The 26,993-nt window shown below is 61.3% G+C and carries 24 protein-coding genes; 12 read left to right on the forward strand and 12 right to left on the reverse strand.

Features of this window, described 5'->3' with window-relative positions; all coding sequences use genetic code 11:
• Window positions 1-2: 2 nt before the first annotated feature.
• From ACYZUM_RS25225 to ACYZUM_RS25250, 6 genes are all read right to left on the reverse strand, one after another.
• Complete coding sequence (locus ACYZUM_RS25225) at window positions 3-971, reverse strand: CDP-6-deoxy-delta-3,4-glucoseen reductase (RefSeq protein WP_041072054.1); 969 nt, start codon at window positions 969-971, stop codon at window positions 3-5.
• On the reverse strand, window positions 971-2,437 hold the full coding sequence (ubiD, locus tag ACYZUM_RS25230) for a 4-hydroxy-3-polyprenylbenzoate decarboxylase (RefSeq protein ID WP_007968427.1): 1,467 nt from the start codon (window positions 2,435-2,437) through the stop codon (window positions 971-973). The genes ACYZUM_RS25225 and ubiD overlap by 1 nt, the downstream gene beginning before the upstream one ends.
• 69 nt (window positions 2,438-2,506) lie before the next feature.
• The gene (locus ACYZUM_RS25235) at window positions 2,507-4,507 is read right to left on the reverse strand and encodes an acyltransferase family protein (protein WP_142579866.1); all 2,001 of its coding nucleotides are present in this window, start codon (window positions 4,505-4,507) and stop codon (window positions 2,507-2,509) included.
• A gap of 192 nt (window positions 4,508-4,699) precedes the next feature.
• Window positions 4,700-5,959, reverse strand: a complete 1,260-nt coding sequence (gene rho, locus ACYZUM_RS25240) for a transcription termination factor Rho (protein ID WP_003229334.1) — start codon at window positions 5,957-5,959, stop codon at window positions 4,700-4,702.
• 248 nt (window positions 5,960-6,207) lie between these two features.
• Window positions 6,208-6,537, reverse strand: a complete 330-nt coding sequence (gene trxA / locus ACYZUM_RS25245; RefSeq protein WP_003206727.1) for a thioredoxin TrxA — start codon at window positions 6,535-6,537, stop codon at window positions 6,208-6,210.
• A 120-nt stretch (window positions 6,538-6,657) separates the two neighbouring features.
• The gene (locus ACYZUM_RS25250) at window positions 6,658-7,365 is read right to left on the reverse strand and encodes a FadR/GntR family transcriptional regulator (RefSeq protein ID WP_108184160.1); all 708 of its coding nucleotides are present in this window, start codon (window positions 7,363-7,365) and stop codon (window positions 6,658-6,660) included.
• Window positions 7,366-7,621: 256 nt separating this feature from the next.
• Here ACYZUM_RS25250 and ACYZUM_RS25255 point away from each other — a divergent pair, with 256 nt between their 5' ends.
• The 5 genes from ACYZUM_RS25255 (at window position 7,622) to ppx (ending at window position 12,206) form a co-directional block, all read left to right on the forward strand.
• A complete protein-coding gene (locus ACYZUM_RS25255) occupies window positions 7,622-8,407 on the forward strand; it encodes a transporter substrate-binding domain-containing protein (protein ID WP_108184161.1) in 786 nt (261 codons plus the stop codon).
• 22 nt (window positions 8,408-8,429) lie between these two features.
• Window positions 8,430-9,098 (forward strand): amino acid ABC transporter permease, encoded by a 669-nt coding sequence (locus ACYZUM_RS25260; protein ID WP_041072042.1) that lies wholly within the window; start codon window positions 8,430-8,432, stop codon window positions 9,096-9,098.
• The gene (locus ACYZUM_RS25265) at window positions 9,095-9,745 is read left to right on the forward strand and encodes an amino acid ABC transporter permease (RefSeq protein WP_108184162.1); all 651 of its coding nucleotides are present in this window, start codon (window positions 9,095-9,097) and stop codon (window positions 9,743-9,745) included. Before ACYZUM_RS25260 ends, ACYZUM_RS25265 begins: the two co-directional genes overlap by 4 nt.
• Window positions 9,732-10,469 (forward strand): amino acid ABC transporter ATP-binding protein, encoded by a 738-nt coding sequence (locus ACYZUM_RS25270; protein ID WP_103520362.1) that lies wholly within the window; start codon window positions 9,732-9,734, stop codon window positions 10,467-10,469. Before ACYZUM_RS25265 ends, ACYZUM_RS25270 begins: the two co-directional genes overlap by 14 nt.
• A 234-nt stretch (window positions 10,470-10,703) precedes the next feature.
• On the forward strand, window positions 10,704-12,206 hold the full coding sequence (gene ppx / locus ACYZUM_RS25275) for an exopolyphosphatase (protein ID WP_041072037.1): 1,503 nt from the start codon (window positions 10,704-10,706) through the stop codon (window positions 12,204-12,206).
• A gap of 158 nt (window positions 12,207-12,364) precedes the next feature.
• Here ppx and ppk1 read toward each other — a convergent pair whose 3' ends face one another.
• Window positions 12,365-14,590: a polyphosphate kinase 1 gene (gene ppk1 / locus ACYZUM_RS25280; RefSeq protein WP_007968444.1), complete on the reverse strand. Its 2,226-nt coding sequence runs from the start codon at window positions 14,588-14,590 to the stop codon at window positions 12,365-12,367.
• Window positions 14,591-14,608: 18 nt separating this feature from the next.
• Window positions 14,609-15,622 (reverse strand): porphobilinogen synthase, encoded by a 1,014-nt coding sequence (gene hemB / locus ACYZUM_RS25285; RefSeq protein WP_041072033.1) that lies wholly within the window; start codon window positions 15,620-15,622, stop codon window positions 14,609-14,611.
• A 207-nt stretch (window positions 15,623-15,829) separates the two neighbouring features.
• Between hemB and ACYZUM_RS25290 the strand changes: the two genes are divergently transcribed.
• The gene (locus ACYZUM_RS25290; protein ID WP_041072031.1) at window positions 15,830-16,480 is read left to right on the forward strand and encodes a DedA family protein; all 651 of its coding nucleotides are present in this window, start codon (window positions 15,830-15,832) and stop codon (window positions 16,478-16,480) included.
• On the opposite strand, the gene ACYZUM_RS25295 is transcribed toward ACYZUM_RS25290, so the two are convergent.
• Window positions 16,461-17,696, reverse strand: a complete 1,236-nt coding sequence (locus tag ACYZUM_RS25295; RefSeq protein ID WP_108184163.1) for a sterol desaturase family protein — start codon at window positions 17,694-17,696, stop codon at window positions 16,461-16,463. The two genes, ACYZUM_RS25290 and ACYZUM_RS25295, sit on opposite strands and share 20 nt — an antisense overlap.
• A 114-nt stretch (window positions 17,697-17,810) precedes the next feature.
• Between ACYZUM_RS25295 and elbB the strand changes: the two genes are divergently transcribed.
• Window positions 17,811-18,479: an isoprenoid biosynthesis glyoxalase ElbB gene (gene elbB, locus ACYZUM_RS25300; protein ID WP_108184164.1), complete on the forward strand. Its 669-nt coding sequence runs from the start codon at window positions 17,811-17,813 to the stop codon at window positions 18,477-18,479.
• Window positions 18,480-18,617: 138 nt separating this feature from the next.
• On the opposite strand, the gene ACYZUM_RS25305 is transcribed toward elbB, so the two are convergent.
• Both ACYZUM_RS25305 and ACYZUM_RS25310 read right to left on the reverse strand, forming a co-directional pair.
• Window positions 18,618-19,073 carry a YaiI/YqxD family protein gene (locus tag ACYZUM_RS25305; protein WP_047297238.1) on the reverse strand — a complete coding sequence of 152 codons (456 nt, stop codon included), beginning with the start codon at window positions 19,071-19,073 and terminating at the stop codon, window positions 18,618-18,620.
• 111 nt (window positions 19,074-19,184) lie between these two features.
• Complete coding sequence (locus tag ACYZUM_RS25310; RefSeq protein WP_108184165.1) at window positions 19,185-21,083, reverse strand: FTR1 family protein; 1,899 nt, start codon at window positions 21,081-21,083, stop codon at window positions 19,185-19,187.
• A 190-nt stretch (window positions 21,084-21,273) separates the two neighbouring features.
• On the opposite strand from ACYZUM_RS25310, the gene ACYZUM_RS25315 reads away from it, so the two are divergent.
• The 5 genes from ACYZUM_RS25315 (at window position 21,274) to ACYZUM_RS25335 (ending at window position 26,035) form a co-directional block, all read left to right on the forward strand.
• Window positions 21,274-22,665: a COG3014 family protein gene (locus tag ACYZUM_RS25315; RefSeq protein ID WP_041072026.1), complete on the forward strand. Its 1,392-nt coding sequence runs from the start codon at window positions 21,274-21,276 to the stop codon at window positions 22,663-22,665.
• A gap of 214 nt (window positions 22,666-22,879) precedes the next feature.
• A complete protein-coding gene (locus tag ACYZUM_RS25320) occupies window positions 22,880-24,274 on the forward strand; it encodes a COG3014 family protein (RefSeq protein WP_041072025.1) in 1,395 nt (464 codons plus the stop codon).
• Window positions 24,275-24,289: 15 nt separating this feature from the next.
• A complete protein-coding gene (locus ACYZUM_RS25325; RefSeq protein ID WP_041072023.1) occupies window positions 24,290-24,664 on the forward strand; it encodes a YcfL family putative periplasmic lipoprotein in 375 nt (124 codons plus the stop codon).
• Between the two features lie 36 nt (window positions 24,665-24,700).
• Window positions 24,701-25,288 (forward strand): penicillin-binding protein activator LpoB, encoded by a 588-nt coding sequence (gene lpoB / locus ACYZUM_RS25330; protein WP_003229365.1) that lies wholly within the window; start codon window positions 24,701-24,703, stop codon window positions 25,286-25,288.
• 3 nt (window positions 25,289-25,291) lie between these two features.
• Window positions 25,292-26,035 (forward strand): penicillin-binding protein activator LpoB, encoded by a 744-nt coding sequence (locus ACYZUM_RS25335; protein WP_473061192.1) that lies wholly within the window; start codon window positions 25,292-25,294, stop codon window positions 26,033-26,035.
• A gap of 216 nt (window positions 26,036-26,251) precedes the next feature.
• Here the strand turns inward: ACYZUM_RS25335 and rhtB are convergent, their stop codons facing one another.
• Window positions 26,252-26,884 carry a homoserine/homoserine lactone efflux protein gene (gene rhtB / locus ACYZUM_RS25340; protein WP_041072021.1) on the reverse strand — a complete coding sequence of 211 codons (633 nt, stop codon included), beginning with the start codon at window positions 26,882-26,884 and terminating at the stop codon, window positions 26,252-26,254.
• Between the last annotated feature and the right edge of the window lie 109 nt (window positions 26,885-26,993).

Here is a 26,993-nt window from a genome sequence, read left to right on the forward strand (position 1 = left end):
GCTCAAGAGCGCGGCGCGTAGGCAAATACGTCGGCGCGCATCTGGTGCGCATCCATCCCCGCTTCCACCAGCGCATCCAGCGTGCCGTAGACCATCGCCGGCGAACCGCTGGCGTAGACGTGCAGGGCCTTCAGATCGGCGAAGTCCTCGCACACGGCCTGGTGCAACATCCCGCAGCGCCCTTCCCAACCGCACTGGTCGCTGACCACTTTGTGCAGGAACAGATTGGGCAGCTTCAGCCATTCGTCCCAATGCTCGATGTCGTAGAAATCTTCCGGGCGACGCACGCCCCAGTACAGATGCACCGGGTGTTTGAAGCCGTTGGCGCGGCAGTGTTCGATCAGGCTGTGGATCTGGCCCATGCCGGTGCCGGCGGCGATCAGCACCAGCGGCCCGTCAGGCAATTCGGCAAGATGCGTGTCGCCGAACGGCAGTTCGACGCGCACCAGCGGGTTGCGCTGCAGTTGCTCGATCAGGCTCAGTGCACTGGCTTCGCGGGCCAGTACGTGAATTTCCAGATCCCGTCCGCCGTGCGGTGCCGAGGCCATGGAGAACGCTGACTTTTCACCGTTCTCGCGCTCGATCATCAGGTACTGCCCGGCGTGATAACGCGGTGGCTTGCCGGCCGGCGCACGCAGGCGCACGCGCCAGGTGTCGCCGCCGACGTCCCGGCATTCGATGACCTGACACGACAGGCTGCGCACCGGCAGTTCTCCCAGCGCGAGCACGCCATCCCACAGCAGGACGCAGTCTTCCAGCGGCTCGGCTATGCAAGTGTAGAACTCGCCGTGGTCCTGCACCTTGCCGGCCTGTTCGACCCGGCCTTCCACCAGCAGCGCCGCACACACGTGGCAATTGCCGTTGCGGCAGCTTTGCGGGCAGTCGTAGCCCAGGCGCCGCGCACCATCGAGAATCCGCTCACCGGGCCGTATCTCAAGCACCGCTCCGGAGGGCTGCAGGGTTACACGCATCAATCTATTCCTAACTGATTCCAGATGGCATCGATCCGCTGGGTGACGGCGTCGTCCTTGACGATCACACGGCCCCACTCGCGAGTGGTTTCGCCCGGCCACTTGTGGGTGGCATCCAGGCCCATTTTCGAGCCCAGGCCCGAGACCGGCGAGGCGAAGTCGAGGTAGTCGATCGGCGTGTTGTCGATCATCACCGTATCGCGCTTGGGGTCCATGCGCGTGGTGATGGCCCAGATCACGTCGTTCCAGTCGCGGGCATTGATATCGTCGTCAGTGACGATAACGAACTTGGTGTACATGAACTGTCGCAAAAACGACCAGACACCGAGCATCACGCGCTTGGCATGCCCCGGATACGACTTCTTCATCGTCACCACGGCCATGCGGTACGAGCAGCCTTCCGGCGGCAGGTAGAAGTCGGTGATTTCCGGGAACTGCTTCTGCAGGATCGGCACGAACACTTCATTCAGCGCAACGCCAAGGATCGCCGGCTCATCCGGCGGACGACCGGTGTAGGTGCTGTGATAGATCGGCTTGATCCGGTGGGTAATGCGCTCGACGGTGAACACCGGGAAGCTGTCGACTTCGTTGTAGTAACCAGTATGGTCGCCGTACGGGCCTTCGTCGGCCATTTCGCCCGGATGGATCACGCCTTCGAGGATGATCTCGGCAGTGGCCGGCACTTGCAGGTCGTTGCCACGGCACTTGACCAGCTCGGTGCGATTGCCGCGCAACAGGCCGGCGAAAGCGTATTCGGAGAGACTGTCCGGCACCGGCGTCACGGCGCCGAGGATGGTCGCCGGGTCGGCGCCCAGCGCGACCGACACCGGGAACGGCTGGCCCGGATGCTTTTCGCACCACTCGCGGAAGTCCAGCGCGCCGCCACGGTGGCTGAGCCAGCGCATGATTACCTTGTTGCGGCCGATCACTTGCTGACGGTAAATACCGAGGTTCTGGCGCTCCTTGTTCGGGCCTTTGGTGACGGTCAGGCCCCAGGTGATCAGCGGGCCGACGTCGCCGGGCCAGCAGGTCTGCACCGGCAGCATCGCCAGGTCGACGTCGTCACCTTCGATAACCACTTCCTGGCACACCGCGTCTTTGACGACTTTCGGTGCCATCGAAATGATCTTGCGGAAGATCGGCAGTTTCGACCACGCGTCCTTCAAGCCCTTCGGCGGCTCCGGCTCCTTGAGGAAGGCCAGCAGCTTGCCGATCTCGCGCAGTTCGCTGACCGACTCGGCGCCCATGCCCATGGCCACCCGCTCGGGCGTGCCGAACAGGTTGCCGAGCACCGGAATGTCGTAACCGGTGGGCTTCTCGAACAGCAGCGCCGGGCCCTTGGCCCGCAGCGTGCGATCGCACACCTCGGTCATCTCCAGCACCGGCGAGACGGGAATCTGGATGCGTTTCAACTCTCCGCGCTGCTCAAGCTGCTGCACGAAATCCCGAAGATCCTTGAATTTCATTGACGATGGCACCCTCAAAATAGGCGTACATCCTACCTGCTATGCAGCCCTGTGGCAGCCTGTCGCTGCTTACTTGGCTGCATTGGTCTGCGCTTTCCCACGGTTTTCCCGGGCTTGCAGGCTCATAAACAGCGGCTCGAGGATCGGCGCCACAAACCGCGCACCGACTTCGGACAGGTGGTTGTCATCGGTGTACAGCGAATAGCCGCCGAGTTCGGCGTGGCACAAGCCTTTGTCATCGCACAGCCGTGGCGCCGGATCGACCACGCGCACGGCCGGATCCTCCTGCGCAAGTTGCGCAAACAGCTGACTGATGAACACCTGGCGTTGGTGGTGCGCCTCGACGTCCAGCCCGACGTCATCGACCGGACGATCGAGCATCGCCAGACGTGTCAGCCGATAGGGCGGACTGAACGCCTGCAACGGCGCCTCTTTCACCAGCCACACGCGATGCCCGCCGGCACGCAATTGCGCCACTCGGGCCCGCAGACCTTCAGCCAGGCGCCGCTCGGCGTCGGCACGATCATAGCGGCCATCGGTGGTTCTCAGCACGTGGCCCAGATCACCTTTGGCATCGCCGTACAGGTACAGGCTCCAACGCGCAACCAGCACCACATCGCTGACCGATTGCGCCTTCAGCCCCTGCTCGACACGCTGGTTGAAACGCGCACAGACACCGTCATGTTCCAGCCCGTCGACCGGAATACAGCCGGGGGAGCTGGCCAGGATCACGCTGACGCCGTGGGCCTTGGCACCGTCATCGAACACCGGGATCAGCGCCGTGGCATGGCTGTCACCCCAGACCATCGCGTGGGTCGGCAGATCCGCCACGCCGTAATGGCAGAACAGCTTGTCGTCCGGGGTCTTGTCATCCGCCAGACAGGCCATCAGCTCCGGCCGCCACTCGCGGCCCTTGGCGTATTGCAGGGCCTGCTCGGACAGGCGCCATGGCAGGCCATCGGTCCAGCGCAGCGATTGCCCGGCCAGACCGAGCACCAGGATGCCGCAGAAACCGGCCAGCAGAATCTGCCGACGACCGGCGAGCAAACGCCGTTCGCGGAACGGCGTTTCGACGAATTTCCACGACAGATAACCCAGCACCAGGGTCAGCAGGATCAACCCGGCCGTGTCGAGCGCGCCCGGCTCATCGACGCTGGCGTAGCTGGAAAACACGAACACCGGCCAGTGCCACAAGTACCAGGAATAGGAAATCAGGCCGAGGCCGACCATCACCCGACTGCTCAACAATTGACCAACCAGTGTTTCGCGATGACCGTTGGCCAGAATCAGCAGCACCACGCCCAGCACCGGCAGCAGCGCGGTCGCTCCCGGGAACGGCATCGACTTGTCGTAGACGAACACTGCCAGCAGGATCAACCCCATGCCCAGCAGGCTCAAGGCCTGGGCGGCCAGCGGTTTCAAACGCCAGGCGTGTTTCGGTGCAATCGCCAGCATCGCCCCGGCGAGCAACTCCCAGGCACGCATCGGCAACAGGAAGAAAGCCTTTTCCGGATGATGCTGGATCGCCCACACACTCAGCCCGAACGACACCAGCAGCACAGCGAACAGCGCCAGCCGCCAGTGTTTCAACCGGCTCGAGAGCAACGTCAGCAGCAGCGGGAAGAAGATGTAGAACTGCTCTTCCACCGCCAGTGACCAAGTATGGAGCAGCGGTTTCAGGTCAGAGGCGACGTCGAAGTAACCGTCCTGGCGCATGAACAGGATGTTCGAGACGAACGTCACCTGATAGCGCACCGAACGCCCCAGTTCTTCGTAGTCCTTGGGCGCCAGCAGGAACCAGCCCACCGCCAGCACCGCAATGATCATCGCGAACAGCGCCGGCAGGATGCGCCGCGCACGCCGCGCCCAGAACTCGACGAAACTGAAACGCCCGGCCTGACGCTGGTTCCAGATGATCGAGGTGATGAGGTAACCGGAGATCACGAAGAACACGTCCACGCCGACAAAACCGCCGGTAAACCCCGGAACGCCAAAGTGGAACAGCACCACGGCGATCACCGCGACTGCGCGCAGGCCGTCGATATCCCTTCGATAAGCGAGTGTGCTCATAAAATCTTTAATGCCAATCAGGTGGTGGTTTTTATACAGCGCGAGCCCGAGTCGAGAGGCTCGCGAGCGCTGCTGGTTGTATTGCCCGATCACAGACCTTAACAGATCAGGAATCGCTCATTGCCGAGACAAATTTCATGCAAAAAAAAGGCGCCCCCGCGAGGGCGCCTTTTTCCGCTTCAACTGGCGATGTTACTTGCGTTTCATCGACAGGAAGAACTCGTCGTTGGTCTTGGTCGTTTTCAGCTTGTCGACCAGGAACTCGATGGCCGCCACTTCGTCCATCGGGTGCAGCAGCTTGCGCAGGATCCACATGCGCTGCAGTTCGTCGTCGGCAGTCAACAACTCTTCGCGGCGGGTGCCGGAGCGGTTGATGTTGATGGCCGGGAACACACGCTTCTCGGCGATCTTGCGATCCAGAGGCAGCTCCATGTTGCCGGTACCTTTGAACTCTTCGTAGATCACTTCGTCCATCTTCGAGCCGGTTTCAACCAGCGCGGTGGCGATAATGGTCAGCGAGCCGCCTTCTTCGATGTTGCGCGCAGCACCGAAGAAACGTTTCGGTTTCTCCAGGGCGTGAGCATCGACACCACCGGTCAGCACCTTGCCGGAGCTCGGGATCACGGTGTTGTAGGCACGGGCCAGACGGGTGATGGAGTCGAGCAGGATCACCACGTCCTTCTTGTGTTCGACCAGGCGCTTGGCCTTCTCGATCACCATTTCGGCAACCTGCACGTGACGGGTCGGCGGCTCGTCGAAGGTCGAGGCAACCACTTCGCCGCGCACGGTGCGCTGCATTTCGGTCACTTCTTCCGGACGTTCGTCGATCAACAGCACGATCAGGTGCACTTCAGGGTTGTTACGCGCGATGTTCGCCGCGATGTTCTGCAGCATGATCGTCTTACCGGCTTTCGGCGGTGCAACGATCAGACCACGCTGGCCTTTGCCGATCGGGGCGCACAGGTCGATCACACGACCGGTCAAGTCTTCGGTGGAACCGTTACCGGCTTCCATCTTCATGCGCACGGTCGGGAACAGCGGGGTCAGGTTCTCGAAGAGAATCTTGTTCTTCGCGTTCTCGGGACGATCGAAGTTGATCGTGTCGACCTTGAGCAGAGCGAAGTAACGCTCGCCTTCCTTCGGCGGACGGATCTTGCCAACGATGGTGTCACCGGTGCGCAAGTTGAAACGACGGATCTGGCTCGGCGAGACGTAGATATCGTCCGGGCCGGCGAGGTAGGAAGCGTCAGCGGAGCGCAGGAAGCCGAAGCCGTCCTGGAGAATCTCCAGCACGCCATCACCGGAGATTTCCTCGCCGCTTTTCGCGTGCTTTTTCAGCAGGGAGAAAATCACGTCCTGCTTGCGCGAACGGGCCATATTTTCTATGCCCATCTGTTCGGCCAATTCGAGCAGTTCGGTAATCGGCTTTTGCTTGAGTTCAGTCAGATTCATATAGGAATGACGTAATCATTTATGGAGGGGGGGAAATTAAGCTTTTGGCTTAATGAGGCCGCGCCGCGGAGAAGGCGACAGGATCGCGAACTTGTTCGAAAAGGAGTGCGTCGGCGACGGCTAGCAGGGGGCAGTGGAGAAACCAGTGCGGGGCCGAATGTACCACCTGAGTTTCGGAGCGTCTAGCCCTGAATACGCAAAAAGCCCCGCAAATTGCGAGGCTTTTTTTCGGCGATTTACAGCGACGCTTAGATGTTGGCGTCGAGGAAAGCAGCCAGTTGCGACTTCGACAGGGCGCCGACTTTGGTCGCTTCAACGTTGCCGTTCTTGAACAGCATCAGCGTCGGGATACCACGCACGCCGTGCTTGGCCGGGGTTTCCTGGTTTTCGTCGATGTTCAGTTTGGCAACGGTCAGCTTGCCTTTGTAGGTCTCGGCAATCTCGTCCAGAACCGGAGCGATCATTTTGCAAGGGCCGCACCATTCAGCCCAGTAGTCGACCAGTACAGCGCCTTCGGCCTTGAGTACGTCGGCTTCGAAGCTGGCGTCGCTAACGTGTTTGATCAGATCGCTGCTCATGGAATTCTCCAGGTTGTAAGCAAAAAAACGTGGCCCATCATATCCGCCCTTCCCTTGTTCAGGAAGCCGCAGTTGATTGAGTCTTGCTATGGCGCCCCATGAGTCTGGGTATAGCCCAAGTCACGCGGTGGCGGGGGCGATGAAGGCGATCCCGGTGCGCAGCGCCGCGTTGCGCACGTGCTCTTGCATGGCCTTCTGGGCGGCGGCGGAGGCCCGGCGCGCGAGGGCGCGGAGGATCTTGCGGTGCTCCTGCCAGGTTTCCATCGCCCGTTCGGCGCGGATGAACGGTAGCTTCTGGCTCTCCAGAAAGATCTCGGCGCTCGCAGTGAGGATGCTCAGCATCGCCTGATTGCCGCTGGCCAGCAGAATGCGCCGGTGGAATTCGAAGTCGAGTTTCGCCGCAGCCTCGAAGTCCCCAGCCTTCAATTGCTCGCGCATTGCCGCGACGTTGTCCTCCAGCGCATCCAGATCGATCGTGCTCAAGGTCACCGCCGCCAGCCCGGCGGCAAAACCCTCCAGCGCATAGCGCAACTGAAAGATGTCCAGCGGCGAAGCCTGCGCCGCGAACGGCCAGCCCGGCGCATGGTCACCCGGCGCAATGTCCACCGGTGCCTGCACGAACACGCCTTTGCCCGGCTGGATGCTGACCACACCCAGCGCACTGAGCGATGACAGCGCCTCCCGCAACGATGCCCGGCTGACCCCCAGTTGCACCGCCAGATCCCGTTGCGACGGCAACGCATCGCCCGCACCGAACCCCTGTTCGGTGATCAGTTTGCGTATGGCTTGCAGCGCCACTTCGGGTACGGCGCGGGAGATCGAGTTCATGGTTGTTCAGACGAGCCAGGCCAAGGTGCGGCTAGTTGTAAAGCTATTCGCCGGATCCGGCAAGTCGTGCCCCAGCGGGGTTCGACGCCTTGGCGCGATGCGCTATCGAGGTGCGAAAAACATCCTGACTGTTCAGACCAGTAAGACCGAAAGAACACGCCAAATCCGCGGCCTGCGTGGCATCCGGCGCGGTGTTGGCACGGCGCATGCTCTGTCCGATCGCAGAAAACACTTCCCGCCGATCCGGAGATTTGCCATGAGCCTGCGTTACAGCGCCCTCCTCACCGCCCTGTTTGCCAGCCTGATGCTGAGCCAGGTGCCCGCCCACGCCGACGGTCTGGAAGACGTGGTCAAACGCGGCACACTGAAAGTCGCCGTGCCTCAGGACTTCCCGCCATTCGGCTCGGTCGGCCCGGACATGAAACCCCGTGGCCTGGATATCGACACGGCGAAGCTGCTGGCTGATCAACTTAAGGTCAAACTCGAACTGACCCCGGTCAACAGCACCAACCGCATCCCGTTCCTCACCACCGGCAAGGTCGATCTGGTGATCTCCAGCCTCGGCAAGAACCCGGAGCGCGAGAAAGTCATCGACTTCTCCCACGCCTACGCGCCGTTCTACCTCGCGGTGTTTGGCCCGCCTGATGCCACCGTCAACACGCTCGACGACCTCAAGGGCAAGACCATCAGTGTCACCCGTGGCGCCATCGAAGACATCGAGCTGACCAAGGTCGCCCCCGAAGGCGTGACCATCAAGCGCTTCGAGGACAACAACTCGACCATCGCCGCTTACCTCGCAGGGCAAGTCGACCTGATCGCCAGCGGCAACGTGGTGATGGTGGCGATCAGCGAGAAGAACCCGAAACGCGTTCCGGCGCTGAAAGTGAAGCTCAAGGATTCGCCGGTCTACGTCGGCGTAAACAAGAACGAGCCCGCGCTGCTGGGCAAGGTCAACGAGATCCTCGCCACCGCCAAGGCCGACGGCGCGCTGGAGAAAAACTCGCAGACCTGGCTCAAAGAGCCGCTGCCGGCCGACCTCTGATCGGTCGCGCGGGAGACAATCGATGGCTTATCAGTTCGATTTCATGCCGGTGGTGCAAAACACCGACCTGCTGCTGCGCGGCGCTCTGTTCACCCTGGAACTGACGGCGATTGGCGCAGTGCTCGGCGTCGGCGTCGGCATCGTCGGCGCGCTGGTGCGGGCGTGGAACATTCGCCCGTTCTCGGCACTCTTCGGCGTCTACGTCGAGTTGATCCGCAACACGCCATTTCTGGTGCAGTTGTTCTTCATCTTTTTCGGCCTGCCGTCGCTTGGGGTGCAGATTTCCGAGTGGCAGGCAGCGGTGCTGGCGATGGTGATCAACCTCGGCGCGTACTCGACCGAGATCATCCGCGCGGGCATCCAGGCGATTCCGCGCGGGCAACTGGAAGCCGCCGCCGCACTGGCGATGAGCCGTTTCGAAGCGTTCCGCCACGTGGTCCTGCTGCCGGCGCTGGGCAAGGTCTGGCCGGCACTGAGTAGCCAGATCATCATCGTCATGCTCGGCTCGGCGGTGTGTTCGCAGATCGCCACTGAGGAGCTGAGCTTCGCTGCCAACTTCATTCAGTCGCGCAACTTCCGCGCCTTTGAAACCTACGCGCTGACCACGCTGATTTACCTGTGCATGGCGCTGCTGATCCGCCAGTTGCTGAACTGGGTCGGCCGCCGCTATATCGCGAGGAGCAGCCGATGAGCGACTTCACCTTCTGGGACATCCTGCGCAACCTGCTCACCGGCCTGCAGTGGACGCTGGCGCTGTCGCTGGTGGCGTTCATCGGTGGCGGGATCGTCGGGTTGCTGATTCTGGTCATGCGCATCTCGAAAAAACCGTTGCCGAGCAACATTGCCCGCACCTGGATCGAACTGTTCCAGGGCACACCGCTGCTGATGCAGCTGTTCCTGGTGTTCTTCGGCGTGGCGCTGGCCGGGATCGAGATCTCGCCGTGGATGGCGGCGGCGATTGCCCTGACGCTGTTTACCAGCGCCTATCTGGCGGAGATCTGGCGCGGTTGCGTCGAAGCGATCCCTCACGGTCAGTGGGAAGCGTCATCGAGCCTGGCGCTGAATCCGCTGGAGCAACTGCGCTACGTGATCCTGCCGCAGGCGTTGCGCATCGCGGTGGCGCCGACCGTGGGCTTCTCGGTGCAAGTGGTCAAAGGCACGGCGGTGACCTCGATCATCGGTTTCACCGAGCTGACCAAGACCGGCGGCATGCTCGCCAACGCCACGTTCGAACCGTTCATGGTCTACGGCCTCGTCGCCCTCGGCTACTTCCTGCTCTGCTACCCCTTGTCGCTCAGTGCGCGCTACCTGGAAAGGAGACTGCATGCCTCTGCTTAGAATTTCCGCCCTGCATAAATACTACGGCGATCACCACGTGCTCAAAGGCATCGACCTGAGCGTCGAGGAAGGCCAGGTGGTGGCGATCATCGGCCGCAGCGGCTCGGGCAAATCGACCCTGCTGCGCACGCTCAACGGCCTGGAGTCGATCAATGACGGGGTAATCGAAGTCGACGGCGAGTACCTCGACGCCGCCCGCGCCGACCTGCGCAGCCTGCGGCAGAAAGTCGGCATGGTGTTCCAGCAGTTCAACCTGTTCCCGCACCTGACCGTCGGCGAGAACGTGATGCTCGCGCCGCAAGTGGTGCAGAAAGTACCGAAGGCCAAGGCGGCCGAACTGGCGCGCAAGATGCTCGAACGCGTCGGCCTGGGGGAGAAGTTCGACGCCTTCCCGGATCGGTTGTCTGGCGGGCAGCAACAGCGCGTGGCAATTGCCCGGGCGCTGGCAATGTCGCCGAAAGTGCTGCTGTGCGACGAGATCACCTCGGCGCTGGACCCGGAACTGGTCAATGAAGTGCTGGCCGTGGTGCGCCAGCTGGCGAAAGAAGGCATGACGCTGATCATGGTCACCCACGAAATGCGTTTCGCCCGGGAAGTCGGCGACAAACTGGTGTTCATGCACCATGGCAAGGTGCATGAAGTGGGGGATCCGAAGGTGTTGTTTGCCCATCCGCAGACGGCGGAGCTGGCGAATTTCATTGGCACGGTGGAAGCGACAGCCTGAAATAGCCGTAGTGATGGGGCGGACGCCTTCGCGAGCAGGCTCGCTCCCACAGGGATCTCTGTTGGACCACTATGGTGTGTTCGCCGCAAAACCTGTGGGAGCGAGCTAGCTCGCGAATGGCCGCGCCGCGGTCTCAAGCTTTTATGCGCAGGATCAACGGTTTGAACCATGCGCGTTGGCGCCAGCGTTTGATCGTGGCACGATGGCGGGGTTATCGACCGAGACCCCCTGACCATGCCGCAATCCAAAGCCAAGAATCTGTCCCTGATCGCCGCAATCGACCTGGGCTCCAACAGCTTCCACATGGTCGTGGCCAAGGCCCAGAACGGTGAAATCCGTATTCTGGAGCGCCTCGGAGAGAAAGTGCAGCTTGCCGCCGGTATCGACGATGAGCGCCATCTCAACGAAGAATCGATGCAGCGCGGGCTCGATTGCCTCAAGCGTTTTGCCCAACTGATCAACGGCATGCCGCTGGGCGCCGTGCGAATCGTCGGCACCAACGCCCTGCGCGAAGCGCGCAATCGTCTGGAATTCATCCACCGCGCCGAAGAAATCCTCGGTCACCCGGTGGAAGTCATCTCCGGCCGTGAAGAAGCGCGGCTGATTTATCTGGGCGTGTCACACACCCTCGCCGACACCCCGGGCAAGCGTCTGGTGGCCGACATCGGCGGCGGCAGTACCGAATTCATCATCGGGCAGCGGTTTGAACCGCTGCTGCGCGAAAGCCTGCAAATGGGCTGCGTCAGCTTCACTCAGCGTTATTTCAAGGACGGCAAGATCACCCCGGCCCGTTACGCCCAGGCGTACACGGCGGCGCGGCTGGAGATCATGAGCATCGAGCACGCCCTGCACCGCCTGACCTGGGATGAAGCCATCGGCTCCTCGGGCACCATCCGCGCCATCGGCCTGGCGCTGAAGGCCGGCGGGCATGGCACCGGCGAAGTGAATGCCGAAGGCCTGGCCTGGCTCAAGCGTCGTCTGTTCAAACTGGGTGACGTCGACAAGATCGATTTCGAAGGCATCAAACCTGACCGCCGGGCGATCTTCCCCGCGGGTCTGGCGATTCTCGAAGCGATCTTCGACGCCCTCGAACTGCAACGCATGGATCACTGCGAAGGCGCACTGCGTGAAGGCGTGCTCTACGACCTGCTTGGCCGCCATCACCACGAAGACGTGCGCGAACGCACCCTGACTTCGTTGATGGAGCGTTATCACGTCGACCTGGAACAAGCCGCGCGAGTTGAACGCAAAGCGCTGCACGCCTTTGATCAGGTCGCTGCAGACTGGGAGCTGGACGACGGCATCTGGCGCGAACTGCTCGGTTGGGCGGCGAAAGTCCACGAAGTCGGCCTCGACATCGCGCACTACCACTACCACAAGCACGGCGCCTACCTGATCGAACACTCGGACCTTGCCGGGTTCTCCCGCGAAGACCAGCAAATGCTCGCCCTGCTGGTGCGCGGCCACCGCCGCAACATTCCCAAGGACAAGTTCGCCGAATTCGGTGACGACGGCGACAAGCTGATCCGCCTGTGCGTGCTGCTGCGCTTCGCGATCCTGTTCCACCACATCCGTGGCACCCAGGCGATGCCGCAAGTGGTGCTGCACGCCAAGGGCAACACCCTCGACGTGGAATTCCCGGAGCACTGGCTGGATGAGAATCAGCTGACTCAGGCTGACTTTGGCCTGGAGGCCGAATGGCTGACGCGGGTTGGCATCGTGCTGACAGTCCACTGATAACCCCTGTAGGAGCTGCCGCAGGCTGCGATCTTTTGCTCTTTAAACGGCAAGATCAAAAGATCGCAGCCTTCGGCAGCTCCTACACAGGTCGGTGTTTGGCGTACAAAAAAGGCGATCCCGAGGGATCGCCTTTTTATTTCACCTGAAACCGAGGCTTAGCTGCTCACCGGCAAAATCGGGCTGCCCAGGCGTTCCAGCAACGTCGCCTGCGCGCTGCGCGGGTTCTGGTTGCCGGTTGGCGTGTTGCGGATGTAACGGCCATCCGACTGCAGGCTCCAGCTGTGGGTGTTGTCGGTCAGGTACAGCTCCAGCTCTTTCTTGACGCGAGTCAGCAGCTTCTTGCCTTCCACCGGGAAGCAAGTCTCGACGCGCTTGTCGAGGTTGCGCTCCATCCAGTCGGCACTGGAGAGGAACATCTGCTCCTCGCCGCCGTTGAGGAAGTAGAACACTCGGGTGTGTTCAAGGAAGCGACCGATGATCGAGCGCACATGGATATTGTGCGAAACCCCGGCAATGCCCGGACGCAGGCAGCACATCCCGCGCACCACCAGATCGATGCGCACGCCGGACTGGCTGGCCTTGTACAGCGCGCGGATGATCTTCGGATCAGTCAGCGAGTTGAACTTGGCGATGATGTGCGCCGGTTTGCCTTCGATGGCGAACTGGGTTTCCCGGGCAATCATGTCGAGCATGCCCTTTTTCAGGGTGAACGGCGCATGCAACAGCTTCTTCATACGCAGGGTTTTACCCATGCCGATCAACTGACTGAACAGTTTGCCGACGTCTTCGCACAAGGCGTCGTCGGAAGTCAGCAGGCTGTAGTCGGTGTACAAACGGGCGTTGCCGGCGTGGTAGTTACCGGTGCCGAGGTGCGCGTAACGCACGATCTCGCCGGCCTCGCGACGCAGGATCAGCATCATCTTGGCGTGAGTCTTGAAACCGACCACGCCGTAAATCACCACCGCACCGGCCGCTTGCAGACGGCTGGCCAGTTGCAGGTTGGACTCTTCGTCGAAGCGTGCGCGCAGTTCGATGACCGCCGTCACTTCCTTGCCGTTGCGCGCGGCGTCCACCAGCGCATCGACGATTTCCGAGTTGGCGCCGGAGCGGTACAGGGTCTGGCGCACAGCCAGAACATGTGGATCTTTCGCCGCCTGCCGCAGCAGGTCGACCACCGGGGTGAACGACTCGAACGGGTGCAGCAACAGGATGTCCTGCTTGCTGACGACACTGAAAATGTTCTCGCTGTTCTGCAGCAGTTTCGGGATCTGCGGGGTGAACGGCGTGTATTGCAGCTCCGGGTGACTGTCCAGACCGGTGATGCTGAACAGGCGGGTCAGGTTGACCGGGCCGTTGACCTGATACAGCTCGGTCTCGCTCAGGTTGAACTGTTTGAGCAGGTAGTCCGAGAGGTGTTTCGGGCAGGTATCGGCGACTTCCAGACGCACCGCATCACCGTAGCGCCGCGAGAACAGCTCACCACGCAGGGCGCGCGCAAGGTCTTCGACATCTTCGGAGTCGAGCGCCAGGTCAGCGTTTCGGGTCAGGCGGAACTGGTAGCAGCCCTTGACCTTCATGCCCTGGAACAGGTCATCGGCGTGGGCGTGGATCATCGACGACAGGAACACATAGTTGTCGCCCGGGCCGCCGACTTCTTCCGGAACCTTGATGATCCGAGGCAGCAGGCGCGGTGCCGGAATGATCGCCAGACCGGAATCGCGACCGAAGGCGTCGATGCCTTCCAGTTCGACGATGAAGTTCAGGCTCTTGTTTACCAGCAACGGGAATGGATGCGTCGGGTCGAGGCCGATCGGGGTGATGATCGGCGCGATCTCGTCGCGGAAGTAGCGGCGCACCCAGGTTTTGATCTTGGTCGTCCAGTGACGGCGACGGATGAAGCGCACCTGATGCTTTTCCAGCTCCGGCAGCAGGATGTCGTTGAGGATCGCGTACTGGCGATCAACGTGACCGTGCACCAGCTCGCTGATCCGCGCCAGCGCCTGATGCGGTTGCAGACCATCGGCACCGGCCTGTTCCCGGGCGAAGGTGATCTGCTTCTTCAGGCCGGCGACGCGGATTTCGAAGAACTCGTCGAGGTTGCTGGAGAAAATCAGCAGGAACTTCAGCCGCTCCAGCAACGGATAGGACTCATCCAGCGCCTGTTCCAGCACGCGGATGTTGAACTGCAGTTGCGAAAGCTCGCGGTGGATGTACAGGCTGCTGTCATCCAGCCCCGGGATCGCAATCACTGGCGCCGCCGCAACGGCTTCGGTGACCGGCGCGGGCGGCGCAGGTTCGAGTTCCGGCGGGGTTTCGGTGATTTGCTCCACCACCGGTTGAGCTTCTTTTACTGCAACTTCAGTGAGTCCTTCGGTATTCATCGAATGTTCCTGGGAGGGCTATTTCTGCTCTCGTAACAATTGAGCGGCGCGGACAGCAAAGTAAGTCAGGATGCCATCAGCGCCGGCACGTTTAAAGGCGGTCAGTGACTCGAGAATCACCGCCTCGCTCAACCAGCCATTCTGGATCGCCGCCATGTGCATGGCGTATTCGCCGCTAACCTGATAGACGAAGGTCGGCACTTTGAAGGCATCTTTTACCCGGAAAAGAATGTCCAGGTACGGCATGCCGGGTTTGACCATGACCATGTCCGCGCCTTCAGACAAGTCCGCGCCGACTTCGTGCAACGCTTCATCGCTGTTGGCCGGGTCCATCTGATACGAGGCTTTGTTGGCCTTGCCCAGATTCGCTGCCGAACCCACGGCATCGCGGAACGGCCCGTAATAGGCGCTGGCGTACTTGGCCGAGTAGGCCATGATCCGCACATTGACGTGGCCGGCGATCTCCAGCGCTTCGCGGATCGCCTGAATCCGACCGTCCATCATGTCCGACGGTGCCACGACCTGAGCGCCGGCTTCGGCGTGGGACAGCGCCTGCTTGACCAGCGCGTCGACGGTGATGTCGTTCTGCACGTAGCCTTCTTCGTCGAGAATGCCGTCCTGCCCATGGGTGGTGAACGGATCGAGGGCGACGTCAGTGATCACTCCCAGCTCGGGAAACCGCTCACGCAACGCACGAGTGGCGCGCTGGGCAATGCCCTGCGGGTTCCAGGCTTCGGCGGCGTCGAGGGATTTCAATTCGACAGGCGTAACCGGGAACAGCGCCAGCGCCGGAATGCCCAGTTCGACCCATTTCGCCGCTTCTTCAAGCAGCAGATCGATGGTCAGGCGCTCGACGCCGGGCATCGAGGCCACGGCTTCGCGACGGTTCTCACCGTCAAGCACGAACACCGGCAGGATCAGGTCATCGACCGTCAGCACGTTTTCCCGTACCAGCCGACGCGAAAAATCATCGCGACGGTTGCGGCGCAAACGGGTAGCGGGGAACAAACGGTTGGCAGGGGTAAAGCTCACGGCAGACTCCTGAGCCCGCGCAAACGGGCGAGCGTGACAGTTATAGACGGCCATTATGACGAACAGATTACAGTTGTGCGTACCCCGTGACATGTAGCCGCATTCCATTGTTAGCGTAGGAATTGTTCACGTCGAGACACATTTCGACACTTTCCTGAATGTGTCCGAAGGGTTAGGCTGCGCGTTCATTTCGCCAGCACCCAGACAATGCTCCAACAATTTCTGCATGACTTCGGCTACTTTGCCCTGTTTCTCGGCACGTTCTTCGAAGGCGAAACCATCCTGGTGCTCGCGGGCTTCCTCGCGTTCCGTGGATACATGGACATCAACCTGGTGGTGGTCGTGGCGTTCTTCGGCAGCTATGCCGGCGATCAGCTGTGGTACTTCCTGGGGCGCAAGCACGGGCGCAAATTGCTCGCGCGCAAACCGCGCTGGCAGATGATGGGCGACCGCGCGCTGGAACACATCCGCAAGCATCCGGACATCTGGGTCCTGAGCTTCCGCTTCGTTTACGGCCTGCGCACGGTGATGCCGGTGGCGATCGGCCTGTCGGGTTATCCGCCGGGACGCTACCTGCTGCTCAACGGCATCGGCGCAGCGATCTGGGCCACCGCTCTGGCGGCCGCCGCCTACCACTTCGGCGCGGTGCTCGAAGGCATGCTCGGCAGCATCAAGAAGTACGAACTGTGGGTGCTCGGCGCCCTGTTGGTACTGGGTGTCGGCCTGTGGCTGCGTCGCCGCTTCAAGAATGCGCGCCTGGCCAAGCAGGTTTACGCCGATGAACAAGCCGCAAAAGCCGCGCGCCTGCTTCAGGCAGAACACACCAAACCCGCCGAGCCTAAGACGCCAGCCGAGTAACACGCTGGCGACAGCCATACAGCCCGATGCCACTGAGCAGGCTGTAACCGAGCAGACCAGCCCAGGCCAACGGGCTGGCTGGCCATAGCCCGAGCAGCGGCGCCAGCCATACCAGGGGCACATTCGACCCCAGCCGCAGCAGCTCGACCTTCAGTGCCCACGGGCGATTCTCCAGCATCACCCCCAGCGCGAACAAACCCCACGCCACTGCGCCCCACCCCAGCAACAGCGCTGTGATCGACAGATGTTGCGCCTGCCCCATCAGGTCACTGCCCAGCGCGATATAGACGCAGAACTGTAGCGCCACATACCACTGGCGACGGCTGTCGAGCGGCACCTCGTACTTGCGGAAGCGGCTCAAGTCGGGTTTGGTCAGCGGGTACTTCGCCGCCACGTCCGCCGGACGCCAGCCGGTGCGCATGAACCAGATCCGCAGCTTGTCCCACTTGCTCTCGGCACGGCGTGCGTCGCCCCACAACTGCACATAGAACTGCACATTGGCCCACAGCGGATTCCAGCTCGCCAGCGGCGTGGTCACACCGAAAATCACCGGCTCGTTGTCGTCCTCTTCCTGAAACGTACCGAACAACCGATCCCAAAGAATGAACACCCCGCCGTAGTTGCGATCCATGTAGAGAGCGTTCTGTGCATGGTGGGCCCGATGATTGGATGGCGTGACGAAGAACCACTCGAACCAGCCGAGCTTGGGAATGTGCCGGGTGTGAACCCAGAACTGATACAGCAGATTCATCGCCGCGACACTGACGAACACCAGCAGCGGCACGCCAAACACGGCCATCGGCAGGTAGAAGATCCAGCCCAGCACAAATCCGGTACTGGTCTGGCGCAACGCCGTGGAGAGGTTGTATTCCTCGCTCTGGTGATGCACCGAATGCGCGGCCCAAAGAATGTTGCGCTCGTGGCCCAGACGATGCAGCCAGTAATAGCAGAAGTCATAGAAGACAAAGGCCAGCACCCAGACCCAGAGACTGTCGGCCGGCAACCTGAGCAGCGCCAGGTGTTCCAGGGCAAACGCATAGGTCACCAGCCCCAGGCCTTTGGTCAGCAGGCCGGTGGTGGTCGACAACACCCCGGCGCTGAGGCTGTTGACCGAGTCGGCGAGGCGATAGTGTCGGGTCCCGCGCCAGCGATCGGCAAGCAGTTCGGCGGCAATCAGCACGAAGAAAAATGGCACTGCATACAGAATGAAGTCCATGGCGCGCCCCGGTCGGATTCTATGGACAGATCCTAGGTCTAGCCGCCCTTTTCCCCTATGGCAACGTACGACAATTTAGTGGACATTTAGCGCCATGAATCTGGAGAGAAACCCATGAGCAAAAAAGTTGCAGTGATCCTGTCCGGCAGCGGCGTGTACGACGGCGCCGAGATCCACGAGAGCGTCATCACCCTGTTGCGCCTGGATCAACGCGGCGCGCAGGTGCAGTGCTTCGCGCCGAACATCGCGCAGTTGCATGTGATCAATCACCTGACCGGTGAAGAAATGCCCGAAACGCGCAATGTCCTGGTGGAGTCGGCGCGCATTGCCCGCGGCAACATCAAGGACATCCGTGAGGCCGTCGTCGAAGACTTCGACGCGCTGATCGTGCCTGGCGGCTTTGGCGCCGCGAAAAACCTCTCGAACTTCGCCGTCGAAGGTGCCGGCTGCACGGTACAGCCTGAGGTGCTGGCCTTGGCTGAAGCCTTTGCCGAAGCGGGCAAACCGGTGGGTCTGATGTGCATCTCGCCGGCGCTGGCAGCGAAAATCTACGGCCCGGGCGTAACCTGCACCATCGGCAACGATGCCGATACCGCCACCGCGATGAACAAGATGGGCGCCACCCACGAAGACTGCGCGGTGAGCGAGATCATCGAAGACAAGGCGCGCAAACTGGTGACCACCCCGGCCTACATGCTGGCGCAGAACATCAGTGAGGCGGCTTCGGGGATCAACAAGCTGGTCGACCGGGTTCTGGAACTGACTCACGAGAACGATGTTTGATGCGACCTTTCTGAAGGGTTTTCGTGGTGAGGGGATTTATCCCCGATGGCTGCGCAGCAGCCCTTTGCATCTTGAAGCATTGGGCCTGCTGTGCAGGCCATCGGGGATAAATCCCCTCACCACAGGAATACGGTTGAATCAGGACTGACGTGCAAGGCGGGTGAGAATCCGGTCCAGCGCATTGGCAAACGCCTGTTTCTCACGCTCGCCGAACGGTGCCGGGCCGCCGCTGATCTGACCCTGCTCACGCAGGTCGGTAAACAGGTTGCGCACGGCCAGGCGCTCGCCCATGTTCTGCGCGTCGAACTCCTTGCCGCGCGGGTCAAGCGCCGCTACACCTTTCTTCACCAGGCGATCGGCCAGCGGGATATCGCTGCAGATCACCAGCTCTCCGGGCACCGCGTGCTCGACCAGATAATCGTCCGCCGCATCCGGGCCGCTGGGCACCACGATCAGCTTGACGATGGCCAGCCCCGGTTTGATCTGCGGTTGCCCCGCCACCAGCACCACTTCGAACCGGCGCTTGAGGGCGAACTTCACCACCAGCTCCTTGGCGGCCCGCGGGCAGGCGTCGGCATCAATCCATACACGCATCTTGATAACCTCTTGAAAGCAAAAGATCGCAGCCTGCGGCAGCTCCTACAGGGATACACCGAACCCCTGTAGGAGCTGCCACAGGCTGCGATCTTTCAAACGATAACCCGATCAGGCAGCAGAAACCCGCTTCTTCTCGGCCATCCGGCTGCGCCCATACAACACTACAATCGCCAGAATCGCCACGGCCTGCGCCAATAGCGAATAAGCGTCGGCATGAATCCCCAGCCAGTCGAAATCGAAGAACGCCACCGGCCGCGTACCGATGATCCCGGCTTCCTGCAACGCCTTCACGCCATGCCCGGCGAACACCACCGACAACGCGCAGAGCAGACCGGCGTTGATGCTGAAGAACAGCGCCAGCGGCAGTTTCGCCGAGCCACGCAGGATCACCCAGGCCAGACCGATCAGCAGCACCAGCGCCGTCGCACCACCGGCCAGCACCGCATCATGCCCGGCGGGACCGGCCTGCAGCCACAGGGTTTCGTAGAACAGGATCACTTCGAACAACTCGCGATACACCGAGAAAAACGCGAGGATCGCGAAGCCGAAACGCCCGCCGCCGCCCACCAGGCTCTGTTTGATGTAGTCCTGCCAGGCTGCCGCGTGGCGCCGGTCGTGCATCCACACGCCGAGCCACAGCACCATGACGCTGGCGAACAGGGCCGTCGCGCCTTCGAGCAATTCACGCTGCGAGCCGCTTACGTCGATCACATACGCCGCCAGCGCCCAGGTACCCAGACCGGCGAGCAGCGCCAGGCCCCAGCCGAGGTTGACGCTGCGCACCGCCGATTGCTGGCCGGTATTGCGCAGGAACGCGAGGATCGCCGCCAGCACCAGAATCGCTTCGAGGCCTTCGCGCAGCAGAATCAGCAGACCGGAGATGTAGCTCAGCGACCAGCTCAGGCCATCGCTGCCAAGCAGTTCGGCAGACGCTTTGAGCTTGCCCTTGGCCGCGTCCAGGCGCTCTTCGGCCTGCGCCACCGGCAGACCATCCTGCAACGACTGACGGTAGGCCATCAGCGATTTTTCGGTGTCCTTGCGTACGTTGGCGTCGACGTTATCCAGCGAACTTTCGACCAGTTCGAAACCTTCCAGATACGCCGCCACCGACAGGTCATAGGCCTGATCACGATCACCGGCGCGGTAAGCCGCCAGGCTTTTGTCCAGCGTCGCGGCGGTGTAGTCGAGCAATTGCGCCGGGCCGCGTTTGACCTGCGGTGGCTGGGCGCGCTGGGCACGGAAGGTCGCGGCGACTGGCGCACCTTCGGCGGCCTGTACTTCGGCCGGCGTCTGGCGTGCCAGATCAGCGATATTGAAAGTCTTGTCGGACTTGGCGGCGGCCGGGTCGGCACTGAAGCCGGCGATGTAGGTCGCCAGGTCCCAGCGCTGACGGTCGTCCAGTTGATCGGCGAACGCCGGCATGTCGGTGCCTTCGACACCTTGGCCGAGGGTGCTGTAGATCGCGTACAGGCTCAGATGATCCATCCGCGCGGCATCGCGCAGGTTGGCCGGTGGCGGCGCCATGCCGAGGCCCGCCGGACCGTCACCGGCTCCGTTGGCACCGTGACAAACCGAGCAGTTTTGCGCATACAGCGGCGCGCCACGGGTCGGATCCGGCGTGATGATCGGCGCCTGGCTGACCTCATACGCCACCGCCAGTTTCGCCCCCAGTTGCCGGGCCTGACGGGCGACGTCGGCACCATCCTGCTTTGCCTTGATAGCCGCATGCAGAGCTTCGACGCCCTGCTCCAGCGCAGCCTTCTCCGGTTTGGCCGGCAGACCGCCGATCAGTCCTTGCAGCACTTGGGTGAATTCCAGCTGCTCGCGGTATTCGCCGTCGTCGACGACCTTGCCCGCTTCGACCGTCGGCGGGTAGTCGGCGCTGATGTAATCGAGCAGGTGCAGCGCTTGCGGGGCGCCTTCCACCGTGTCGGCCAGCAGGTTGAAGCTGCTCAGGGCGCACAACGGGAACACCAGCCAGGCCAGAAATCGGGACGCGGCAGTCATGAATGAGTCTCAAATGGAAATGCGAAGTTACATATTGTTCACTTCGAACGCTTTTCACTCAAGCGTTGTCGACGTACGCCACCTGGGACGGGTGCCATGAACCTTCGAAAACGGACGCATCACTTGGCCACTACCGCACTCTATACTGCGCCACCTCATTGCATTTGCTGTTCAAGGACGAACCCTCTTCATGCGCCATAGCTTGCTGCTACCCCTGTTGATCGCCACCGTTGTGCAGTTGAACGGTTGCGGTGCGTATCGCAATTACGATCTGGAGCTGCAACAGACCACCGCGCCGCTCAAAAACGGCAACATCGAAGGTGCCCTGTCGGTGATCGAAGCGAACAATCCGGACCCGGAAAAAGACCTGCTCTACTACTTCGAAAAAGGCGCCGTACTGAGTGCCGGCGGCGATTTTGCGCAAAGCCAGACCACCTGGCGCAGCGCCGAACAGATGATTATCGAACGCCAGGACACAATCCAGACCACTGGTGACAAGTTGCTTGCAGCAATGGGCGATCACTGGGGCAGCATCATCAACGACAAGCTGCGCCGCTACGATGGCTACGACTATGAAAAGGTCATGCTGACCACGCAAATGGCCCTCAATCAGTTGGCGCTAAATGACTTCGATGGCGCTCGCGCCGACATCAAGAAAACCCACGAGCGCGAAGCGCTGATCGCTCGGCAACGGGAGCTGGAATACGAAAAAATCGAGGAAGCAGCCAAGGCCCAGGGCGCACGTGTGCATTACAGGGATCTGCAGGGCTACCCGGTGGTAATGCTCGAATCGCCTGCGGTGATTGCCCTGAAAAACGGTTACCAAAGTGCATTCAGTCACTATCTCGCGGGCTTCACTTATGAAGCGCTGGGTGAAAAGGATCTTGCCGCACCCGGATATCGTCAGGCCATTGAACTGCGCCCGGACGTAGCCTTTTTTCAACAGGCACTGCGCGACCTCGGCAGCCCCGGACTCAAGGCCGATGAAAGTGACGTGCTGATCATTGTGCAAAGCGGGCTGGCACCTGCCCGCAGTTCAGTACGCGTGCCGTACCCGGTGAAGCTGGCAGACGGGCAAGTCATCGTCGCCAACATTTCGTTTCCGGTGATGGTGCCGGACACCTCAACCCCGCCGGTCAGTCAGGTGAGTATCGATGGTCGCCAGAAGAAACTGATCGCGGTCAACAGCATCACCGAAATGTCCTTGCGCACGCTGCGTGACGACATGCCCGGGATTATCCAGCGCACGACCTATCGGGCATTCCTCGCCGCAGATGTTCAAGGCACGGACAATCGACGCAACCCGAGCAAGGCGTCCTACGTGACTCACTGGGACAATTTCGAACACGCTGACACCCGCACCTGGCGCACCCTGCCTGACCTGACGCAGGTTGTGCGCCTGCGCCTGAAAAAGGGCGAGCATCTGATCAGCCTGTCGAATACCACGGCGCCGCTGAAGATCCGTATCGACCAGCACCGGCAGATGATCGGCCTGCGCGTGCTCGGTGGACAGATTTACGCCAATGGCAGCGCTTTTCAGTCCCGCACCTCACTGGAAAATCGAGTATCCAGCCTGAAATAAGTAATGGCACCAAACTAACAAGTGCGATTAAAAAGCTATTACATGGCCAGCATCGCCCGCTTATAATGCCGCGCCCTCGCTATAGCGACGCGGCATAAAAGCTCCTCTGGTTATGAGGAATTGGCAGGAGGCCAGCGCCACTGTCGATGGGTCACACCAGCCCGACCAGCACCGGCGGCTGATGCAGTTACTAGCTCAGGGAAGAAGTACCCCCATGGCATTGCGCACTCCCACCTTGATCGCGCTCAGCGCTGTCACTCTGCTGTCCGGCTGTTCGGCGTTTCGCAACTACGATTCGGAACTGGCCCAGACCAACCAGCAACTGGCCACCGGCAACGTCGACGCCGCGCTGACCCTGCTGGAAAAGAACAACACCGGCCCCGACAAAGATCTGCTCTATTACTTCGAGAAAGGTGAGTTGCTGCGCGCCAAGGGTGACCTGTCCGGCAGCCAGAACGCCTGGACCAGCGCCGACCAGGTGGTCGGTCAGTGGGAGGATTCGGTCAAGCTCGACTCCGGCAAATACCTGGCCCAGTTCGGCAGCTTCATCGTCAACGACAAGGTCCGTCGCTACGAAGGTTACGACTACGAGAAAGTCATGCTGACCACGCAGATGGCCCTCAACCTGCTGGCCGTCAACGATTTTGATGGCGCCCGCACCGCGATCAAGAAAACCCACGAACGTGAAGCGGTGATCGCCGACCTGCGCGACAAGGAATACCTCAAGAGTGAGGAAGAGGCCGAAAAGGAAGGGATCAAGACTCAGTACAAGGATCTGCAAGGCTACCCGGTCGCCAGCCTCGACGCGCCGGAAGTGGTCAGCCTGAAAAACAGCTATCAGAGTGCGTTCAGCCATTACCTGGCCGGTTTCGTCTACGAAGCCCTGGGCGAGAAAGACCTGGCTGCACCGGGCTACCGCAAGGCGGCCGAACTGCGCCCGAACACCCCACTGCTGGAACAGGCGCTGGTCAACCTCGACAAGCCGAGCAAGTCCGACGACAGCGACATCCTGATCGTGGTGCAAAGCGGTCTGGCACCTTCGCGCGATTCGATCCGCGTGCCGCTGCCATTGCCGATCTCCAACAATGTGGTGATCACTCCACTGTCGTTCCCGATCATCAAGCCTGACACCTCCACCGCACCCTTCGCGCAGATCGGTGTCGATGGCCAGCAAGTCAACCTGACGGCCCTCAACAGCACCACCGCCATGTCCCGCCGCGCCCTGCGCGATGACATGCCGGGGATCATTGTGCGCACCACCGTGCGCGCAATCACCAAAGGCGTGGCGCAGAAGAAGATCAACGAAACCAATCCGCTGGCCGGTCTGGCCGTGGGTATCTCTTCAGCCGTGCTGGAAGGTGCCGATACCCGTACGTGGCGCACCCTGCCGGACAATACCCAAGTGGTGCGTCTGCGCTTGAAGAAAGGCGAGCATCAAGTCAGCCTGCCGAGCGCCGTCGGCGGTTCGCTGGTCAAGGTCACCGTCGATCAGCGTTATCAAGTGATCAGCCTGCGAGCGGTGGGCAATCAGGTATTTGCCGGCGGCGTCGCCGCCCATGTCATCCCGAGCGTCGGCGCGACCAACGTCGCCAGCCTCAAACAACCTTAAGAACGGAGTCTTTGCATGCGCTTCAAACTCTTCGCCGTTGCCGCCCTCGCCGTCCTGGCCAGCGGCTGCGCCACCCCGCCACCGCCGGAGCCGGGCAGCGCCGCGAGCAAGGTCGTGGCCATGGGCCCGCAGAAACACATCGCGGTCGGCGCCATGCGCGTCGCCCGTGAGAACGGCTTCATGACCGTCAATGTGCAGTTGACCAACACCCTCAACAGCAACAAGACGTTCTACTACCGCTTCGCTTGGCTCGGTGCGGAAGGCTTTCCGGTCGCCGAGGAAGAAGTCTGGAAAAGCCAGATGATGTACGGCGCTCAGACCAGCTTCATCCAAGGCATCGCCCCGACCCCGAAAGCCGTGGACTTCCGTCTCGAACTCAAGACGCCTTAAGCCCGCCAACCTATTCCTGTATTAGAGAGCATTCCCATGTTTGCACGCTTTTCCCTGATCGCTGTCCTCGCCCTGCTGGCCTCCGGTTGCGCCAACACCTCGCCGACCCTGGGTAGCAAGAACATCAGCTACGGCGACACCAAAGCGGTTGAAACCGTGACCAACGAATTCGGTTCGACCGACCTGCAGATGATCGCCGAATCGATGACCCGCTCGCTGGCCCAGTCCGGCATTCTGCAGGGCCGCCCGGTGGTGCAGGTCTACGACGTGAAGAACAAGACCAGCGAGTACATCGATACCCGCGAAATCACCACCAGCATCAAGACTCAGTTGATGAAATCCGGCACCGCCCGCTTCGCCAGCGACAACACCGCGATGCAGAGCCAGGTCGATCAGCTCAAGCTGCAAAACCAGAGCGGCCTGTACAAGAAGAGTACCGTGGCCAAGACCGGCAACATGATCGCCGCCAAATACCGTCTGGAAGGTTCGATCAGCTCGATCGTCAAGCGCAGCAGCGACTACAAGGACGTCTTCTACAAATTCAGCCTGCAACTGATCGACGTCGAAAGCGGTCTGGCCGAGTGGATGGACGAAAAAGAGATCCGCAAAACCACGGAGCGTTAATTGATGCGCGCATGGATTGGCATGATGGCCCTGGCTTGCGCGTTCAGCGTGCAAGCGGCCCCGAAAGTCGCGGTAACGGATCTGGCGTATCAGGAACGTGTGGAGCAGTACATCCACATCGTTTCGGCGCAGAGCAATTACCGCGAGGGTTACTACAGCTCCAGTGGTTCGTCGAACTACAACGAGCTGGAAGCGACCACCAGCTACATCGAACAGGGTGAACTGCGTAAATTCACCGGCGACATCAAGGGCGAGATCCTGCGCACCGGGATGTTCCAGCTGGTGCAGGGCACGCCGTACACCGCATCGTCCAAGGGTGACGTCTACGACGTGATCAAGCGCATCAAGGCCGGCAGCTTCAAAGACGCCGACTACGTGCTGTTCGGCACCGTATCCGACATCGACTTCACCCAGGACATGAACGAGCTGGCGCACACCGACAGCTATTCGGCGGTGCTGGGTCTGACGCTGGTGGCGGATTTCAGCCTGATCAACACCAAGACCTACGAGATCACCTCGGCCTTCACGGCGATGGGCGAAGCGCAGGACACCAAACTGGTGAACGGCCGCGACATCAAGATCTCGCTGAACCGCCCGCGGGTGGTGCGTGACGTGTCGAAAGCCCTGGGTGAGGACGTCGCCGGGCAACTGAGCATGCAGCTCGGTGGCGGCGGTTACGAGCAGCCGCGTGAGGCGCAGCAGCGCAACAACCTGCCGCGTGATACCGCGCCGGTGATTTTGCACTGACCAGCTGAGTGAACAACTCTGTAGTGAGGGGATTCATCCCCGATGGCTCGCGAAGCGAGCCCCTCTTGATCTTGAAAGAAGGGGCTGCTACGCAGCCCATCGGGGATAAATCCCCTCACCACAAAGCGCCCTCACCACAGTTGGATGTAACCCAGATGTATCGTCAGAAACGAAAAAGGCGACCTCGATAGGTCGCCTTTTTTCTGGCCGGGGCTTTTAGACCGCCGCTTTACGCAATGTCGCCATAAACGCCGCCGCGCCAATGAACAGCCCGGCAAACGTGCGGTTCATGCGTTTCTGCTGCTTCGGCGTGCGCAACAGGCGTAGCACCTTGGACGCCAAACCCGTGTAGCCAGCCATGACAACCAGATCCACGCAGATCATGGTCACACCGATCACCAGGTACTGCATCAGCAGCGGTGCGTGGGGATTGATGAACTGCGGCAGCACCGCCAGCATGAACACCAGCGCCTTGGGGTTACTGATGTTGACCAGGAAGCCGCGAAACACCAGCGCCAGCGGTTTGCCGATCGGCCGGACTGCCGCGTCATCGCTCATGTCCATGGGCAGCGCACGCCATTGCTTGACCGCCAGATAGACCAGATAGGCCACACCGAACCATTTGATCGCATAGAACGCGGTGGCCGAAGCAGTGAGGATCGCGCCGACCCCAGCACCGACAATCGCAATCTGTACCGCCAGGCCGACTTGCAGGCCCAATGCGTTCCAGTAACCGCGCCAGAAACCGTATTGCAGGCCGCTGGACATCGACGCAATGGCGCCAGCACCCGGGGACAGACTGATCACCCAGCAGGCGGCGAAAAATGCCAGCCATGTTTGAAGCTCCATCGCACACCTCGACTCTGAATCGTGACAGACGTCAAAGCTAATGCGGTTTGGGCCTAAAAGCAAAAGATCGCAGCCTGCGGCAGCGCCTACATTGAAATGCGATCTTTTG

The sequence above is a fragment of the Pseudomonas sp. m6p genome (assembly GCF_055760375.1).